General features: G+C 60.8%; 22 protein-coding genes. All 22 read left to right on the forward strand.

Annotated elements, in window-relative coordinates; all coding sequences use genetic code 11:
- Positions 1–425: 425 nt before the first annotated feature.
- The 22 genes from Q8N00_00300 to Q8N00_00405 all read left to right on the forward strand — a co-directional run bounded on the left by Q8N00_00300 (position 426) and on the right by Q8N00_00405 (position 17,247).
- Entirely contained in the window at positions 426–728 is a 303-nt protein-coding gene (locus Q8N00_00300) for a hypothetical protein (protein MDP2381222.1), read from the forward strand.
- Positions 729–1,236: 508 nt separating this feature from the next.
- On the forward strand, positions 1,237–1,719 hold the full coding sequence (locus tag Q8N00_00305; protein MDP2381223.1) for a P27 family phage terminase small subunit: 483 nt from the start codon (positions 1,237–1,239) through the stop codon (positions 1,717–1,719).
- A 15-nt stretch (positions 1,720–1,734) separates the two neighbouring features.
- Complete coding sequence (locus Q8N00_00310) at positions 1,735–2,091, forward strand: hypothetical protein (GenBank protein MDP2381224.1); 357 nt, start codon at positions 1,735–1,737, stop codon at positions 2,089–2,091.
- A gap of 52 nt (positions 2,092–2,143) precedes the next feature.
- Positions 2,144–2,536 carry a YkgJ family cysteine cluster protein gene (locus Q8N00_00315; GenBank protein ID MDP2381225.1) on the forward strand — a complete coding sequence of 131 codons (393 nt, stop codon included), beginning with the start codon at positions 2,144–2,146 and terminating at the stop codon, positions 2,534–2,536.
- A 153-nt stretch (positions 2,537–2,689) separates the two neighbouring features.
- Complete coding sequence (locus Q8N00_00320) at positions 2,690–4,498, forward strand: terminase large subunit (GenBank protein ID MDP2381226.1); 1,809 nt, start codon at positions 2,690–2,692, stop codon at positions 4,496–4,498.
- A complete protein-coding gene (locus tag Q8N00_00325) occupies positions 4,458–4,670 on the forward strand; it encodes a hypothetical protein (GenBank protein MDP2381227.1) in 213 nt (70 codons plus the stop codon). Before Q8N00_00320 ends, Q8N00_00325 begins: the two co-directional genes overlap by 41 nt.
- Positions 4,671–5,191: 521 nt before the next feature.
- On the forward strand, positions 5,192–6,514 hold the full coding sequence (locus Q8N00_00330) for a phage portal protein (protein ID MDP2381228.1): 1,323 nt from the start codon (positions 5,192–5,194) through the stop codon (positions 6,512–6,514).
- On the forward strand, positions 6,508–7,245 hold the full coding sequence (locus Q8N00_00335) for a Clp protease ClpP (GenBank protein ID MDP2381229.1): 738 nt from the start codon (positions 6,508–6,510) through the stop codon (positions 7,243–7,245). Before Q8N00_00330 ends, Q8N00_00335 begins: the two co-directional genes overlap by 7 nt.
- 14 nt (positions 7,246–7,259) lie before the next feature.
- Positions 7,260–8,507: a phage major capsid protein gene (locus Q8N00_00340; GenBank protein MDP2381230.1), complete on the forward strand. Its 1,248-nt coding sequence runs from the start codon at positions 7,260–7,262 to the stop codon at positions 8,505–8,507.
- Positions 8,508–8,599: 92 nt separating this feature from the next.
- A complete protein-coding gene (locus tag Q8N00_00345; GenBank protein MDP2381231.1) occupies positions 8,600–9,043 on the forward strand; it encodes a hypothetical protein in 444 nt (147 codons plus the stop codon).
- Between the two features lie 2 nt (positions 9,044–9,045).
- Positions 9,046–9,252, forward strand: coding sequence for a hypothetical protein (locus Q8N00_00350; GenBank protein ID MDP2381232.1), 207 nt, complete (start codon positions 9,046–9,048; stop codon positions 9,250–9,252).
- Positions 9,253–9,255: 3 nt separating this feature from the next.
- The gene (locus tag Q8N00_00355) at positions 9,256–9,840 is read left to right on the forward strand and encodes a hypothetical protein (protein ID MDP2381233.1); all 585 of its coding nucleotides are present in this window, start codon (positions 9,256–9,258) and stop codon (positions 9,838–9,840) included.
- Entirely contained in the window at positions 9,840–10,238 is a 399-nt protein-coding gene (locus tag Q8N00_00360; protein MDP2381234.1) for a hypothetical protein, read from the forward strand. Before Q8N00_00355 ends, Q8N00_00360 begins: the two co-directional genes overlap by 1 nt.
- Positions 10,235–10,684, forward strand: a complete 450-nt coding sequence (locus Q8N00_00365) for a hypothetical protein (protein ID MDP2381235.1) — start codon at positions 10,235–10,237, stop codon at positions 10,682–10,684. Before Q8N00_00360 ends, Q8N00_00365 begins: the two co-directional genes overlap by 4 nt.
- A 21-nt stretch (positions 10,685–10,705) precedes the next feature.
- The gene (locus Q8N00_00370) at positions 10,706–11,134 is read left to right on the forward strand and encodes a phage tail tube protein (protein MDP2381236.1); all 429 of its coding nucleotides are present in this window, start codon (positions 10,706–10,708) and stop codon (positions 11,132–11,134) included.
- Between the two features lie 42 nt (positions 11,135–11,176).
- Positions 11,177–11,554 carry a hypothetical protein gene (locus Q8N00_00375; protein ID MDP2381237.1) on the forward strand — a complete coding sequence of 126 codons (378 nt, stop codon included), beginning with the start codon at positions 11,177–11,179 and terminating at the stop codon, positions 11,552–11,554.
- A gap of 59 nt (positions 11,555–11,613) precedes the next feature.
- Positions 11,614–12,009, forward strand: coding sequence for a hypothetical protein (locus Q8N00_00380; GenBank protein MDP2381238.1), 396 nt, complete (start codon positions 11,614–11,616; stop codon positions 12,007–12,009).
- Between the two features lie 8 nt (positions 12,010–12,017).
- Positions 12,018–12,326 carry a hypothetical protein gene (locus tag Q8N00_00385; protein MDP2381239.1) on the forward strand — a complete coding sequence of 103 codons (309 nt, stop codon included), beginning with the start codon at positions 12,018–12,020 and terminating at the stop codon, positions 12,324–12,326.
- Positions 12,323–14,764, forward strand: coding sequence for a hypothetical protein (locus Q8N00_00390; GenBank protein ID MDP2381240.1), 2,442 nt, complete (start codon positions 12,323–12,325; stop codon positions 14,762–14,764). The genes Q8N00_00385 and Q8N00_00390 overlap by 4 nt, the downstream gene beginning before the upstream one ends.
- A complete protein-coding gene (locus Q8N00_00395; protein ID MDP2381241.1) occupies positions 14,761–15,096 on the forward strand; it encodes a hypothetical protein in 336 nt (111 codons plus the stop codon). Before Q8N00_00390 ends, Q8N00_00395 begins: the two co-directional genes overlap by 4 nt.
- A 3-nt stretch (positions 15,097–15,099) precedes the next feature.
- The gene (locus tag Q8N00_00400; protein ID MDP2381242.1) at positions 15,100–15,558 is read left to right on the forward strand and encodes a hypothetical protein; all 459 of its coding nucleotides are present in this window, start codon (positions 15,100–15,102) and stop codon (positions 15,556–15,558) included.
- 9 nt (positions 15,559–15,567) lie between these two features.
- The gene (locus tag Q8N00_00405) at positions 15,568–17,247 is read left to right on the forward strand and encodes a hypothetical protein (GenBank protein ID MDP2381243.1); all 1,680 of its coding nucleotides are present in this window, start codon (positions 15,568–15,570) and stop codon (positions 17,245–17,247) included.
- The last annotated feature ends 89 nt before the right edge of the window (positions 17,248–17,336 follow it).

The raw sequence follows: 17,336 nt of genomic DNA on the forward strand, positions 1-17,336 counted from the left end.
TTATCAGTCTCCTCACTTGCCGGTCCGTGACCATGCGCCCTCCCTTGGTAGAGCGAAGAGGGTACAGGACTGGCGGTTAGGAGGCGCGGCACCCCGCAATTCTAGTTGTCGTTACCCCGCAATTCTAATTGTCGCTGAACACAGGGGATTAGTGCGAAAGACCCGAAGCGGTTTCTGCGGGACGGTCATGGGCAGGAGCCTTGGAGAGATTGGATTGAACCGGCCAAGCCACCCGCTCAGACCGCGCCTCCACAAGCGCGGTGTGTCTGGGTGAACGGCGGAGGCTGTGAGGAATATGCGGCGCATCCGTCGAGGTATTGCGCAGAGCATCGGTACAAACTGAGGGCGATCCAAGGGAAAATGAATCGGGCGCCGCATGCTGCACCGATAGCTGGTCTGGATCAGGCAAGTGCAGGGAGTGGTCCATGACGATGCGAACCATCCTGAATCCATCGACGGGTCTGACGTGGCGACTCTGTCCGTGGGATGGCGTCTGCCAGATGCCGGTGAGTACGACGCTCGAAGGGAAGGATCACTACTGCCGATGGCATGCCCGCTGTTGCAACTATCCCGCGCAGGCCAGGGATTTTGATTTGTTCACCCAATGGTTGGAAGGGATGCAGCGCGCCTATCCCTCGTTGGGCTGGTGGGGTTGGGATGCTGAGCTGATCTGGCCCGTTCTGCAAGGCGTCGAGACGATCGTGGCCGCAGAGGAGAAGGCTGCATGATGAGGGAAATGACATGCCGAATCTGCCATTAAGACCCTGTTCATTCTCCGGATGTCCCGTGATTGGCCCATGTTCGACGCATCAGCGGAAGGCGAGGCCAACACCAGATGTGAGGCTGTATGACGATCGACGTGGAAGCTCGACGCAGCGCGGCTATGGATACAAGTGGCAGCAGTTCAGGAAGGACTATATCAAGCGTCATCCGTACTGCTGCAAGTGCGCCGCTGCCACCACAGACGTTGATCACAAGATGCCAAGGGCAAATGGTGGGACGGATGACGAACGCAACCTACAGCCTTTGTGTAAGCGCTGCCACAATATCAAGACAGGAAGGGAGCGCAGCAATGCTGATAGGGGGTAGGGGGGTCGAATCTCTAGGTGTTTTGACTCTAGACCGACTGTCTTCCCTCACGCTATGCCGCCGCGAAATTGCAAAACAAAAAGATGCAGGAATGATGATGAATAGCGGTGAAACGGTTGCGCTATCCAGCGCATTGGGAGGCCTATCATGAAGGGTCGAAAGCCTAAAGATGTCGAGATGAAACTGCTCAGTGGCAACCCCGGCAAGCGACCGACTTCGCCCGGATTGCCATCAGGGTCCGCGGCGCCGTTCACTGCGTCGGAGCTAGAGAAGCCCGATTATCTCGACGAATACGCATCGCAAGAATGGGATCGACTCGTCTCGACGCTTTCAAAGATTCTATCGCCTGCGTCGGCCGGCATGGTGCTGGTGGCCTGTGACGCCTATAGCGAGATGCGCACCGCGATGGACGTATTGAAGGACGGCAAACTGACTTATGAGACCGTGAGTGCAAAAGGTCCATCGATGACTCGCGAGCGGCCAGAGATCGGCATTAAGAACCGGGCCCGCACAGCCTATCAGCGCGCTCTGAGCGAGTTAGGCGCCTCTCCGGTCGGGCATACGCGAGTTAAGCAACTTCCTAATGAGAAACAGACGGAACTGCCAGGGATTGCCCGGTTGATGGCGTAGACAGGGAGGGATCTCGTGGGCTGGTCGATCGGCTATGACGACAAGTGGCAGCGTGACATCGGCTACGGCGTGCCGGCGGAGTGCGATCATCCGGTCTGCAATGAAGAGATTAACCGTGGCCTGAGTTATGTCTGCGGCGGTGAGCCGTATGGCGGGGAGCGCGGTTGCGGATTGTACTTCTGCGAGGCACACCGAGTTCTCTCGGCTCGATTGCCGATGTTGTGCACGAGGTGTAAGCAGCGCAAGCGGCCGTTTGATGCGAAGCCCGATCTTCCGGAATGGATCCAATGGAAGTTGACCGATGACAGCTGGGCCGAGTGGCGGCAGGAGCATCCTGAGTTTGTGCGAGATCACAGCAAGGTTGACGTATGAGAATTAAGGGTCCGCAATCATGAGCGCAGACGTCTGCAGAGAGGGAGAGAGGATGACCGACGAACATCGAGCAGCGTGGGAGCCGGAGTCTGGCTGGATCCGGCAGGGCGAGTGCAACCAGTGCGGGGATTGCTGCCGGCAGGCGACGAATCTCATCACCGTGGGCGTGCCGATCGCCGACGAGGCCTATGGCCGGGTGCGCTATGGCGAGCCGACTGGGCGCATTGAGCAGCTCGGAGGAATTCCCGTGTTTCAGATTCGCGGGCCGGTGTTGATGCCCTGTCCGAAGCTGGATGGCGATCGCTGCTCGATCAACGACACGAAGCCGGACTATTGCCGTGACAAGCCGTCTCTGCCGGAGGATATCGACGGCCTGCCGCGCTGCAGCTATTGGTTCGTACATCGCGAGACGGGGGAGGTCAAGGGCCATGCGCAGAGCACGTGACCTGTTGCTGTACGTGAGATGTCTGATCGGATGGCATCTGCGGGTTCGGATGGAGGTGAATCATGAACATTCGAACGGGGATTACTATTGGCGCGTCTGGCTGCGTTGCGCGCATTGCAAACGAGAAATTACCGTGAAAGAAGAGAGCATGTCGTGACCACCATCACCACCGAGACTGCTGTGCCGCGCAGGCGCCGTAAGAGCACTGTGCCACCACCTGCGCCGTTGTCGCCGATTGCGCAGACGGTGCAGCGGTATATGGCTGGCGTGCTAGATGGGACCATCCCGGCAGGGGAACTGATTCGCCTGGCGGTGCAGCGGCAGGTCGACGATCTGCGCGAGGGCCCTGGCCGCGGCCTGCGGTTCGATCCGGCGAAGGCCGAAGAGGCGGTCGAGTTCTTTTTCTACCTCAAGCACAGCAAGGGCGAATGGGCCGGTCAGGAATTCAGGCTGGAGCCCTGGCAGATGTTCACCATCTGGGTACCGTTTGGCTGGATGAACGCCTCCGGGTACCGCCGCTTCCGTACGGTCTACGAAGAGGTCCCCCGGAAGAACGGAAAATCGACGAAGGCCGCCGGCGTCGGGCTCAAGCTTGCCTTTGCCGACGGAGAGGACGGGGCCGAAGTTTATTCTGCCGCGACCAAGCACGATCAGGCGCTGATCGTCTGGAGCGAGGCGATGCGCATGGTCCGGGCCACGCCGGCGCTGTCCGAGCGCATCCAAGTGTTTAAGAACAACCTCAGCCGGCTGGAGAAGTACCAGAAATATGAACCGCTCGGCGCCGACGAAGACACCCTCGACGGCTTGAACGTGCATGGGGTCGTCATCGACGAGCTGCACGCGCACAAGACGCGGGGCGTCTTCGATCTAATGGAGACCGGCACGAGTGCCCGCCGGCAGCCGATGTTGTTTGCCATCACCACCGCCGGGACCGATCAGTCGGCGGCCAGCATCTGCTGGGAGCAACACGTCTACGCAGAGCAGGTGCTGAGGAAGATCATCACCGACGATACCTATTTCGCCTTCATCGCGTCGATGGACGAGGGCGACGATTGGCAGGACGAGCGGAACTGGTTCAAAGCCAACCCGAACCTGGGCGTGAGCAAGAAGCTCGATTACATGCAGGACCAGGCCCGCAAGGCCAAGAACATGCCGGCGAAGCTCAACAGCTTTCTCCGGCTCGATCTCAACAAGTGGACCCAGCAAGTCAGTCGCTGGATCGACATGCTGCTCTGGGACGCCAACGCGGGTCCACCCATCGATGAGGAGGCGCTGCGCGGGAGACTCTGTTATGGCGGGCTCGACCTCTCCAGCGTCTCGGATCTCACCGCCTGGGTGCTGATGTTTCCAGACCCTGTGGTGACTGACCGCATCACGATCGTGCCACGGTTGTGGTGTCCGGAGGCGCGACTGCACGACGAAACGCGCAACCAATACCGCGATCAATATCAGGCCTGGTCCCGCGATGGTTGGCTCCTGACCACGCCGGGCAACGCCATCGACTACGACACGATCAAAGCGCAGATCCTGGAGGACGCGCAGAATTTTCAGCTGCAGGAAGTCGCCGTCGACCGGCTGTTTCAGGGCTATCAGCTCTCCATGCAATTGGCCGACGAGGGCCTCACGGTCGCCGCCTGCGGCATGGGCTTCATGAGCATGGCCGGGCCCTGCAAGGAATTCGAGCGCCGTCTACTTGAAAAGCAGCTGCACCACGGCGGGCATCCGGTACTCAAGTGGATGGCGAACAACGTCGCCGTGCGCGAGGATCCCGCCGGCAACCTGAAGCCAGATAAGGCGAGCAGTCAAGGGAAGATCGACGGCATCATTGGCATTCTGCTCGCGCTCGATCGCGCCATGCGGCATACCACCACCACCTCGGTGTATGAGTCCCGAGGCCTGCTCACACTAGGAGGCTCATCCAATGGCGATACGCCGGACACGGAAGGCCGGACAAATGTATGACCCGAACGAATTGTTACGTAAGACGAAGATGCTACGTGAGGAAGCGGCGTTTCTCCTGGAGGTCACGCCGCGCACAATCGATCGGTATATGACCGAGGGGAAGCTGGAATATAAGTCGACGCCCAGCGGGAGACGGAGGCCGTTGACCGAATCGATTAAGAAGTATCTTTAGTGCATATAAGGAGAGAAGGCATGAGAATAATCAATCTTGACAGGGTTGACTATCCACCGATTCCGAGGTCGATAGCCTTGAGTGAGCCAGCATCGCCAGTTCCTCTAGCTCTCCCTTCAGATCGGTACACGGAAACTGGTCGGCGGTCACGCGACCTGTATTTACGTCGAAACTATGGGATTGGCCTAGATGGGCACGATGCGCTATTGACGGCGCAGGGCGGCGCCTGTGCCATCTGCAAGCAGGCGCCGTCCGACCGCGGTTCGCTGCATGTCGATCACTGCCATACGACTGGACGTGTGCGTGGACTGCTCTGCACACATTGCAATCGCGGTGTTGGCGGATTCAGAGATAATCCACAGTGGTGTCAGTTCGCCTCCAAATACCTGCTCGGAGAGTAAATCATCTCGATTTTGCCATTGAACATTTTCCGAGACATACCCAGACGTTTTGAGACGTTGCGGGACATTACGGGACAAACTGACGTATCGGACGTTCGTTGATGCTGTTATCACAGCACCATGAACTGGAAGTTCTGGGAACGATCCAACGCCGTCTCGAACGCCTCGCCTGAAAACCCGAGCACGACCCTGAGCAATCCGGCGTCGTGGCTCGTCGACCTGTTCGGCGGCACCACCGATGCCGGCGTGCAAGTCAGTGAGCAGAGCAGCATGCGGACCAGCGCGGTCTATGGCTGCGTGATGCTGATCGCGAAAACCATCGGGTCTCTCCCCTTGAAAGTCTATCGCCGGAAAGCCAACGGCGATTCCGTGGAAGTCCCCGACACGCTGCCCTACTACCTCCTGCACGATGAGCCGAATCCCGCCATGACCTCCTGCGCCTGGCGCGAATTCCTCACGGCGAACGTGCTGCTGGGAGGAAATTCCTATGCCGCCATCGGGCGGAATCACGCCAATCAAGTCATGGATCTATTTCCGATTCATCACACGATGGTCAAGCCCAAGCGAGTTGACGGTCGGAATAAATATGCTGTCGATGTGGGTAACGGACAGACCGAAACGATCGATCAGTCCGATATGATCCACGTGCCAGGGCTCGGATTCGACGGCGTCAAGGGCCTGTCGGTCATCACGGCGGCCGCTCGTCAAGCGGTCGGTCTTGCGCTCGCCACTGAACAGCACGGCTCGAAATTGTTTTCGAATGGCGCGCGGCTCGGCGTGGTGCTGAAGCACCCCAAGACGCTCAGCAAAGATGCGCAGACGCGCCTGAAGGCACAGTTCGATCAGCAGCAGGGCGGGCTCTCGAACGCCTTCAAGTCGATGGTGCTCGAAGAGGGCCTCGACGTGACGAATATCAGCATGACCAGCGAAGACGCGCAATTTCTGGAGACGCGCCGATTCCAAGTGGAGGACATCGCCAGATTCTTCGGCGTGCCACCCCACATGATCGGCCACACCGATAAGCAAACCAGTTGGGGAACCGGCGTCGAGCAGAACACGCTGGGCTTCCTCATCTTCACGTTGCTGCCCTGGCTCACGCGGTTTGAGCAGGAGTTCAATCGGAAATTGTTCCCGCGCTCGCCGTTCTACGCGCAGTTCAAGGTGCAGGGCCTCATGCGTGGCGACTCTGGCGCGCGATCCGCCTATTACGCCAGCGGCCACCAGAACGGCTGGCTCACCACGAACGAGATCCGGAAAGCTGAAGATCTGTCGCCTGTTCCGGGTGGTGACACGCTGTTCGTGCAAACCAATCTCGCACCCATGCAGCAGCTGATCAATACACCGGCTTCGCCAAGCCAGACGCGCAACGCGCTCGACGAACAGACCGATGCCGCAGCCTGGGACGCCGTCGCGCCGAAACTCACCTGGAGTGACCGATGCTGAAATCATTACAGGCTCGCGCCATCCACGACACAGCCCGCTCCTGGTTTTCTATTCAGAACAAGGTCGCGTCCGATCAAGCCGACGTGCTGATCTATGACTACATCGGGTGGGGCGGCGTGACGGCTGCTGATTTCGCCAAAGAACTCCAAGCGCTTACCGTCAAGACGATCAACGTCCGGATCAATACCCCAGGTGGCGACGTGTTCGACGGTCTCGCTATTTTCAACAGCCTGAAGAGTCACGGGGCCACCATCAACGTACAGATCGACGGCATCGCGGCCAGCATCGGCAGCATCATTGCCATGGCTGGCCAGACCGTCACGATGGGCGAGTCGGCTTTCCTGATGATTCATAACCCTTGGGCGCTCGTGATCGGCAATGCTGCCGATATGCGCGAGATGGCCCTGACGCTCGACAAGATCGGCGGGAGCTTAGCCGGGATTTACGCCACGCGCCAGGGCGTCACGAAAGATCAAGCGCAGGCCTGGATGGATGCCGAAACCTGGTTTACCGCTGAGGAAGCCAAGGCGGCAGGATTAGCCGATGCCGTAGCTGGCACCACGACCAACGCGCAGTCTCGCAGCGCATTCGATCTCTCCGGCTATGCCAAGGTCCCGCAGGCGTTGACGGAGACACCAGCAGAGACCCAACCCGATGCCGAGAACACGCGCCGCGCCGCGCTCATGCGCCGACGATTGGCGCTCGTGGAGCGGAACGAGCCGTCACAGTAACCAAGGAGGATTCCATGTCGTTCGAGAAAATCAAAGCCCTTCGGGAACAGCGCGCCAAACTCGTCGCCGATGCGCAGGCGATTCTCAAGCACGAGAAGATGAGCAAGGAGGACGAGGCCAAGTTCGATACCATGATGGCCGATTCTGACGCCATCAAGGCGGAGTTGGACCGGCACGAACGGGCATCGAGCGCCGAGCAGGACCTCAGCCGCCGCATCGAACAACGAGCCGGACGAGAGCATGTCTCGCCGGACCAGGCCGAGGACGACACGAAAAAGAACAATGCCGCGTACTTGAACTATGTGCGCTTCGGCATTGCCGGGCTGAGCGACGACGATCGCGCCCGCATGTCCGCTCGCTATGTGGGCGATCCGCGCATGGGCGGTGGACTGAACATTCGTGCGGCCCAGGGAGTGGGGACCGGTGCAGGCGGAGGCTACTCGGTACCCGACGAAGCGATGCGCCCCATCGTGGAAGCCATGAAGGCGTTCGGCGGGATGCGCGCCGTGTCGACCGTTGTGCCCACGACCAGCGGTGCCGATCTTCCGATCCCCACGGATAACGACACGGCCGTCGCCGGCGAGATCATTAACGAAAACACGGTGCACAACGATGGGGATATCACCTTCGGCCAGGTGGTCCTGCAGAGCTTCCTCTACAGCTCCAAAATCGTCAAGGTCTCGCGGCAATTGCTGCAAGACAGCTCCGTCGATCTGAACGTCTACATCGGCCGCAAGCTCGGCCAGCGCATCGGGCGTATTCAGAATACGCACTTCACCACGGGTGACGGGTCTGCGAAGCCGCGTGGCGTCGTCACCGCCTCGACCCTTGGCAAGACCGCAGCCGGAGCCGCCGCGATCACCTACGACGAAATGGTCGATCTCCTGCACAGCGTCGATCCGTCCTACCAGGACGGCGGGCGCTACATGCTGAACTTCACCACACTCGGTCTCGTGCGTAAGCTCAAAGACTCATCCAATATGCCCGTATGGGCTCCGATGGCGAACGGGATGCCGGACACGATCCTGGGACGTCCCTACATCATCAACCAAGACATGCCAGCGGCCACGACCGGCCTCAAGAGCGTGCTCTTTGGAGATTTCTCGAACTATCACATTCGCGATGCAGGGAACGTGATCCTGCTTCGCCTGGAAGAGCGCTACGCCGACGCCCTGCAGGTTGGGTTCTTGGCCTTCTTGCGGTCGGACGGTGATCTGGTGGATGCGGGGACCAACCCGGTCAAGCATCTAATCCAGGCCTAAGCCTGACGACGTGAAGACGGCATCCTGATCACGCGCTGACCCCTCTTCGGAGGTGCCAGCGACAGGATCAATCTCGGAGATGAGGAGGCACTATGGGACCGATCGGCAATCTACTCGAAGAAACGAAAATCACCAAACTCAATGACGCCACCGCCGCCGGGACGAGCGCCATTAACTCTGGCATCGTCGATATGTCGGGCTATGACGGCGTGGTGTTTCTGACCTCGACCGGTACGGTCCTGGCAACGGGGACCGCGACCATCAAGGCCCAGCAGGGAGCCGTCTCGAATATGGCGGACGCGGCGGATCTCATCGGCACCAGCCAGGCCTTCATCGATACCGATGACAATAGATCTGTGGCGATCGACATCAAGCGCCCGAACGAACGCTACGTGCGCTGCGTGATTACACGGGCGGTCGCGAACAGCGACTGGGGCCCAATATGGGCGTTGCAGTATCGGGCCCGCAAGGTGCCGGTGGCGCAAGGACTCGATAAATACGAATCGCACACCAACCCGATTGAGGGCACGGCCTAACCATGGTCCAGGATTCGCTCGTCACTATCCGGTTCAGCACCTCGCGGGCCACGCTCTGCGGGGTACATCTCAGTGGTGTGGAGTATGCCGTCTCGCGGGAGTTCGCGAAGCAAGTCGTCGAAGGTGAGGGGGTCGCGGCCTACGTCAATCCAGAGCCTGAGATGCTTCCTGGCAGCGTCCAGGTGCATGTGTCGAAACGGAAACGATAGCCCATGCCTATCACCACCGTCCCAGCCTGCAAAGCCTTTCGCAGCATCGATCCTGAGAACCAGGAGCACGATGCCGAGCTGGCGCGCCTGATTACGGCCGTGCAGGAATGGCTGGAGCGGGAATGTCAGCGCAAGTTCGAGCAGGCGACGGTGACGGAGTACTACAGCGGCTGTCACTGGCGCGAGCTGATCATGGTCGCGCGTCCGCCGATCGCGAGCATCGCGAATCTCTGGGACGACCTGCTCAGGGTCTACGCCACACCGATTCCCGTCACATCCTATGTGGTCCCGGCTGTGGATTCCGAGGAGAGCAAGGCAGGGATTGTGCGGCTGGATCGTCTGCGATTTCAGGATGGCATCCAGAACATCAAGATCACCTACTCTGGCGGCTTCGCCACGATCCCCACGGATCTGGAGCAAGCCGCCATCGAAATGGTCTGGGCGGCGCGCGAGAAGGGCCTGAACAACCTGGTGGGGGTTCGTTCGCGCTCTGTGGCCGATGGGAATGTGCAGTACATGAATCTCGCCTGGGAGAGTTTGGCGGACGGCATCCTGGCGAACTACCGCCTGCATCTGGGGGTAGCCTGATGGCGATCGTGCGGATGAAGGTCAACGGCGCGGGACTCCTCAACTACGCCAAGGCCGGGAAAGACGCCGTGCAGGACATCAAGAAGGCGATGCGCCGCGTGTTGAACGTGGGCCGCAAAGAGGCCCGGCAGCAGATCACCGCGCAGTTCACTCGGCGCACGGGGTTTCTGCAGCGGCAATCCCGCAAGATGCAGACGAAGGTGAGCGTGAAGGCCGCCGAGATCAAGGGGCAGATTACGCCGCTTCCGAGACTGCTGAACATCTTTGAGCATGGGGCCACGCTGGCGCATGGGCGCGGCATCCTGAAGCCTCGCCCGGTGATCGCCCCGGCCGGACAATCCATGGAAGCCATGGCCGAAGGTGAATTCGGCAAAGTCCTGCAGCAGGTGGGCCGATGAGCGCACCAGCGGTGAGCACGCGAACGATCCTGCGCGACACCGCGATGCAGCAATTGGCGGTGCGCAAGGGCCAGGCGAGCGTGCGCGTGAAATCGTTTGCCGTGAGCCCACGCTTTCTCACCGAACAAGAGACGAAGCAGGCGAATACCTATTGTGTCGTGGTCACGGATGAGCAGATGCAGGGATTCACGCAGGCGAAGCGGGATGCGAGCCTGACGCTGAAGCTCGTGCTCTACGCCTACGACACGGCGGATCCACGCGCGGTGCTGGACGCCATGATCGAAGATGCGCACGACATTGTCATGGGTCTCGCCAGTCATCCGGATCTGCAGGGTCTCGTGTGGAATATCAAGCCGGACAGTATCACGACCGACGAGGCGACCACGGCCGCCGGGCCGTGGGCACAAGCCCTCTGCCAATGGACCGTGCAACACAGCCGCGCCTAACGACGAACAAGGAGGACCGCAATGGCCACGCAAGCAATTTCAGGATACGGCACCCTACTCAAGCGCGGAGACGGTGGCGCCCCGGAGACGTTCACGACGGTGGGCGAAGTCCGCTCCATCAGCGGTCCCTCCATGGAGACCGACGAGGCCGATGTCACCACGCACAGCTCGGCCGCTGCCGGCGCGTTCAAGGAATACATCTTGACCCTCATCGACGCCGGGTCGGTGGAGTTTGAAACGAACTATGTGCCCAGCGATCCGACCCATATCGGACTGCGGCAAGACTTCCTCGCGCGCACCAAGCGCAACTGGCAGATCGTGCTGCCTGGCGCGATTCAGACCATCAGTTTTGCGGGCTACGTGAAGTCCGCGCCGTTCGAATTTCCGACGGACGATGCGATCACGCAGAAGATCAGCATTCGCTGCACCGGTGCGCCGACGTTCAGCTAACGACGATATGTGACGACGTTCGACCGATTATAAGGAGGCTCTATGGCACGCACGACGATCCCCGCTGCATCGATCATCACCCCGCTCGGGCCTTATCCCACGTTGCCGGTGTCCGCCTTGGCGCTGGACCTCGCCTGGCAAGCCGCCGATGCGTCGAACTTGAACCAGTTCGCGCTCGGGACCGGCAAATACATCGTGCTGGCCCGCAATGTTCATGCGACGACGCCCTTCACCGTCACGTTGACCAGCTCTGCCGATGCCCGGAAGCGCAGTGGCGACATCACGACCTATTCCATCGCGGCCGGCAAGCAGATCGCCTTCTTGCTCGACCAGCAAGAAGGATGGATTCAGAGCGACGGCATGTTCTATCTGACCGGCAGCGATGCCAACATTCAGTTCTGCATCATTCGACTGACCTAGCACAGCGTCCGAGATCCTGGCGCGCCGCGCGCGCCAGGAGCAGGGCACGGAAAGGGACCATGGAGTTTCTCTCAAAAGACGACATTCTCAACGCCGACGACATCCTGACGGAAACCGTGTCGGTGCCAGAATGGAAGGGGCACGTCATCGTCTGCGGGCTCACGGGCGCCGCGAAGGACGCCTACGACAAGTCGATCATCGAGATCAAGGGGAACAAGCGCACGGTGAACCTGGACCATCTCCGGGCCAAGCTGTTGGTGCGCACCCTGGTCACGGCCGATCGGCAACCGATCTTCACGGAGTCCGACATCATCAAGTTAGGCACCAAGAGCGCGGCGGTGCTCGACCGGCTCTGTGCCATTGCGCAGCGGCTGTCCGGGATGCGGGCGGAGGATGCCGACGAACTAAAAAAAACTTCCGAGACGACCCCGACCGACGCTTCCGCTTCCGTCTAGCGCTGGCGTTGGGCTATGCCGATCCGGACCGTCTCGCACAGCAGTTGAGCGCCAGGAAGCTACGCGAGTGGCAGGCCTATGCCGAGTTGGAGCCCTTCGGCCCACCGGCAGGATTTTGGCGGGCCGGGTTGATCGCCAGCGTCGTGGCGAACGTGAACCGGACCAAGAAGAGTCAGCAGGCCTTCAGCGCCGAGGATTTTATGCCGCGCACCATGGTGACAGAGGCGGAGAAGGATGATGCGCCGGACGTGGGCGCCTCCGTGCTCCGGGCGTTTCAGGATCTCGCCACGCTGCAGCAGTCGAAGGGCCGTTCATGAGCAAGCTCGTCCTCGAACTCATCGCCGACACGAACAATCTGATCAAGAATCTTGATCGCGCGCAGGCGTCCGTCGACAAGTTCGTCGACAGTTCCGCTACGGCCGGCCAATCGCTCGGGGGCGGCGTGAATCGTGCGCTCGATGCCTTTACGGACCTGGCCAAGGGCGGCGCGGCGGCCGCCGGGGTCTTGGCGGGTGGATTTGTCGCCGCGGCTACGGCCGCGGTGCTCATGACGACCAGCGCCGGACAGCAGATCGAAGCGATCGACCAGTTGAGCCAGAAGACCGGCATTGCGCTGCAGAGCCTCCAGCAATGGTCCGTCATCATGGCCGAAAACAGCTTCCAGGCCGAGACTCTCTCTGGAGGTATGCGCACGCTGTCGAAACAGATGATCGAGGCGCGCAATCCGGCGAGCCAAGCCGCGACCACGTTCGACGAGCTCGGCATCTCGATCACGGCACTGGGGTCGACAGAATCGACCATCCGGGCCGTCGCCGATAAGTTCAAGGATTTGCCTGACGGAGCCGACAAAGCGCGGCTGGCGGTCACACTCTTCGGGAAAGCCGGGCTCGACATGATTCCGATGCTGAATCGTGGCGCGGCCGCGTTCGATGCCTCGCGTGCCGCCTCTGAACGGTTCGGCGTGGTGCTGTCCACACAACAAGTCTCCGCCCTCACGGCCGTGGACGACGCCTCAGATCGTCTTGGTGTGTCGCTCCAGGGACTCAAGCTGCAACTGTCGGCCACGTTTGCGTCTTCCGTGGAGGCGGCCATTAACGCCACCACCGAGTCGATTGCCAGAATGACCAATTCGCTGGTCACGTCGAGATCTGCGGTGAGTGACTTCTTTGAGGAATTCAAGAAGAACCATCCGCTCATCTCCTCAGCTCTGCTGGGTCCTGTTGCGGGGCGTGCGGCTCCCACGCCGCTCTTCCCCCCAGCCGTCACAGGCCCACAGCAGGATACCCACGTCGCAGACTTCGCCCTTTCCAGCGGGCAGCAGCAGGAAGCGCTCGGCCTCAAGATCCGCGATCAGCTCATCGCCAAATACAAGCTGCTGCAGAGCGAAGGCCATGCCCAGGAGGCGCTCGGCAAGATCACGACGACCATCTTTCAGCGCGAGACCGCGGAACGCAACGCCAACTTCGCCATGATGGTCGAAGAAGAAGATCGAGTCCGGATGCTGAACTTGGAGCTCTCGAAGCCTCCGGATAGCGGCCCCTTCGTCGAGGCTATCAAACATAAAGAGGCCGCGCTCCAGAACCTCCTCACCATCATGCCGGAACTCACGCGAGACCAAGCGATCCTGCAGACGATGGAGCAGGATGCCGCAGGCCTCGCGATCGTGCAGGCCGGCACGGAGTCCTGGTTGCACCGGAACGACGCACTGGACATCGCCGTGCAGGATACGCAATCCCTCGACGCCGCGCAGCATGCGCTCTTCCAGAGCGAAGCGGGCTTGATTGGAGCCTCCGATGCTGCCAGGCAACAACGCTTCGCGCTGATCGACGCAGAAGCCGAACGAGAGCGAGTCCGTATTGACGAGACAATCTTCAACGAACAGCGCAAAGCGCAGGCGTTGCAGAGCTTGGACACCGATACCGACACCAAGCGCCGCCAGGCCGTGCAGGCCTTTCCCTCGTTCTTCGAATCGCAAATGCAAGCCATCGTAGCCTCCAACGCCTTCAGTATGGGCTCCATGGTCTCGACCTGGACCGGTGGCATCGCCCAGATGGCCGTTCATGGCGGCAACCTGCAGGCGGTCTGGGAGCAAACCCAGGTCGCGCTCGTGCAGGCGGCGTTGAATGCCGGGGTCCAGCAGGTGGCGCAAGCGGCACTCTCAGCCTCGGTGGAGATGGGCATTGTGTCTGCTGGCGAGGCGGCGAAGCTCGGACTCAAGACGGCGACGAATACGGCCGTGGTGGCGAGCGATGCAGCGGCGGCTGGGGCCAGTGTCGCCATCTGGACCGGTGCCTCAGCGGCCATACTCGGTGCCTATGCCTCGGTGGCGGCAGGATTTACGGCGATATCGGGCGCGCTTGTGACTGCGCTCACGGCCGTTGGCACATTCGTCATGGGTGTCTTGAGCGCGATCGCTGAAGCCTTGACCGCCACGGTGTTCGGTATTCCCTATGCCGGGGCCATCCTCGTTGGCGTGGCTGCCATCGCGGTCGCCTTAGCGGCCACCGGCAATCTTGGATTTAAGGAAGGCGGCATCGGCAATTTCGGCAGCGGGACGCCAGCGACCCTGCATGGGCAGGAAGCCATCATTCCGCTCAATGGCCGCGGCGCGGCCTTTATGCAACAGGCGTTCGGATCGGGCGGGGGCTCTTCGCAGCGCATTGAAGTGCCCGTGTATCTGAATGGGCGTGAGATTGCCCGCGCGACGGCCCGGCACATGCCGTCTGCTTGGCGCTCCGAAGGGGCCCCGGCATGATCAAAGCGCGGGTGAAAGAAACCAGTACGACGACAGGGACGGGGACGCTGAATCTTGCGGGGCCCGTCGCCGGGTTCCGATCGTTCGTGAATGCGTTCGGTACCGCCCAACCCTGCTACTACGTGATCATCGATGGGACGGCCTGGGAAGTGGGGATCGGGCTGATCACGAGCGGGTCGCCGGACACCTTGGAGCGCACCACAGTACTCGATTCCAGTGCCGCAGGGGCGAAGCTCTCGCTCGGGTCTGGCGTGAAATCGGTCTTTAATGATGCCCCGGCACAGATCTATCTGGAAGCGCTCGCGACTGCGCTGCTCTTTGGAGGGAAATAAATCATGGGTGTCAAAATGGTGCGGTCTGGAGATGTGGCGCTCGATGCCGTATCGGATCTGATTCTCCTGTATGGATTCATCGCGACCGATGGCAACGTCACGCATCTGCGTGCGCCGTTTTCCACGTCTGGCTATCAAGTCACGGCCGGCAAGACGTTATATGTCGCGCGTGTGAAAGTGCTGGGGACTGGCGCGTCGGGCTGGTGGAAGTTCGGCTATGCCGACAACGATGTCGGGCTCAATACGGCCACCGCGCGCACGAATGGCGTGATGGCGTTAGGGCTCGACGATACCGGCTCGAACGGGGCGCTGCTGTTGGAATCGAATCTGGCGACCGTGGCCAATCCCGCGCCGCAGGACAATCTGCTCTGGAAGCTCTCGATTGCACAGAAGTTCCCGTTTATTCGGCGCGTGGGCGCGACGCCCAATCAGACAATCATGGTCTGGGCCTTTGAGTTGTAGGAGGGTCGTGTGGCCATCGCGGACGCCGCCATCGGGGAAGAGCCGGTCTTAGGGAGCGAGGTCCTGTCCTGGATTGGATTGGACTACTGGCTGCTGGTCGGCGGCCTGCGCGAAGGCGCGGCTCGCATGGACACCCTCAGCATTGAGGAGTCCGGCGATGGGAAGTCCAGATGTCGCTGCGTGGTGATCAATCCGACGGTGCCGATCGTCGACGGAAAGACCTGTGCGGTGATCTGGCGCGGAGAAACGGTGTTCTCGGGGCTGATTCGCACCCTCACGATCGACGGCGATCAGTCCGAGGCGGTTTTCCTGTACAGCATCGAGGCGGACGGGTGGGATTCGCTGCTCGCGCGGCATACGATCACAAAAACCTACACCAACGTCATGGCTGGGCAGATCCTCCGCGATGCCATTCCGGCGAGCGGTCTGAGCCTGGACGGCGTGACGGCAGGCCTGGTGGATGATGGCATTCAGCTGTTGCTGGCAGAGGCGAACCATGTGCGCGTGGCCGACTTTATCCGGGACATCGGCGTGGCGGGCGGCGGGGTCGCCTTCATTAATCCCTATAAGCAGATCGTGTTTCGTCCGTTGTCGGTGGATGCGGCTGATGTCGTGATTACGAATGCGCGGGCCGAAACGATTCAGCATATGAGCGATTTAGATAATTATCGGAATCGGCAGATCGTGAAAGTGACCGGCACGGGCGGCGCCACGGTGACGGAAACGCGCGACGATTTGGCGCAGCAAGCCCTCCGCATCGCCGACGAGGGCGGCAGCGGAATCTATGAAGACTATCAGGAGGTGAAGCATCCCACGTCGAACGTGGTGGGCGAATTGTCCATCATGGGGCAGACGGTGGGGTTCGTGCAGTTGCGCACCTATGCCAAGAATGCTCGGCGTGTGACCGTCACGATGCGCGAGCCCGCGCCACGGATCGGACAATTGACGACGCTGAACCTGCCAGGATTCGGGCTGTCCGGCACCTTCCTTGCCATGCGCAAGACCTGGCGTGAGTCGTCCGGGGCTTTCCTGTTTGACGTGGAATTCTGGGAGTCGAGCTTTCAGCAGTTCGCGCTGGAATCGCTCTTGCGCATTGTGGGTGCCGGAAAAGCCGCGGTCTCGATCTCGGCCAACGTGTTTCCGAACGTGCAACTGTTCAGCACACCAGGGGCATTTACCTGGACGGTGCCGGCCGGTGTCACTACGGCGCAATTTGCGAATATCGGGGGGAGCGCAGGCGGCGGCGGCGGCCGTCGATTGTGGGGCTTCAGTGGAAGCTGCTTTGTCATTGGATTTGCGACAGGAGGCGATGGAGGGAATAGCGGCAAGGCGATCACCATTCGAGCGGTATCGCCGGGGCAAGTGTTTGATCTTGTTGTGGGAGATGCAGGGACCGCCGGCATCACCGGAGAGGTGGCCAGTATTTGTACGGGGGGTTCGACGATCTCGGATGGTGGAGATGGTGGCCTGTCATCCGTAAAGCTCGGCGCAGTAACTGTCTGCCAGGCCGATGGCGGGACGGCCGGATTAAGCGGGGCAGGCGGGACGAATGGCGCGGATGGCGTCGCGGGCGGAGGCGTCGGAGATGCCGTCAGTGTGGGCGGTGGGAATCTCGGCGGGCAAGGCGGCAAGAGTTATGACGTCGATGGCATTGCCGGGATGGGCGGTTTGATCGAGGTACGCTGGTAAAGGCCGAAATGGATAGTTTGGTCAGCAAGACACCGGCGCCGGTGCGCACTGAAGTACTGACGATTTATCGGAGTCTGTAGGAGGAGCGA

It is taken from the genome of Nitrospirota bacterium (genome assembly GCA_030684575.1).
GTDB lineage: Bacteria > Nitrospirota > Nitrospiria > Nitrospirales > Nitrospiraceae > Palsa-1315.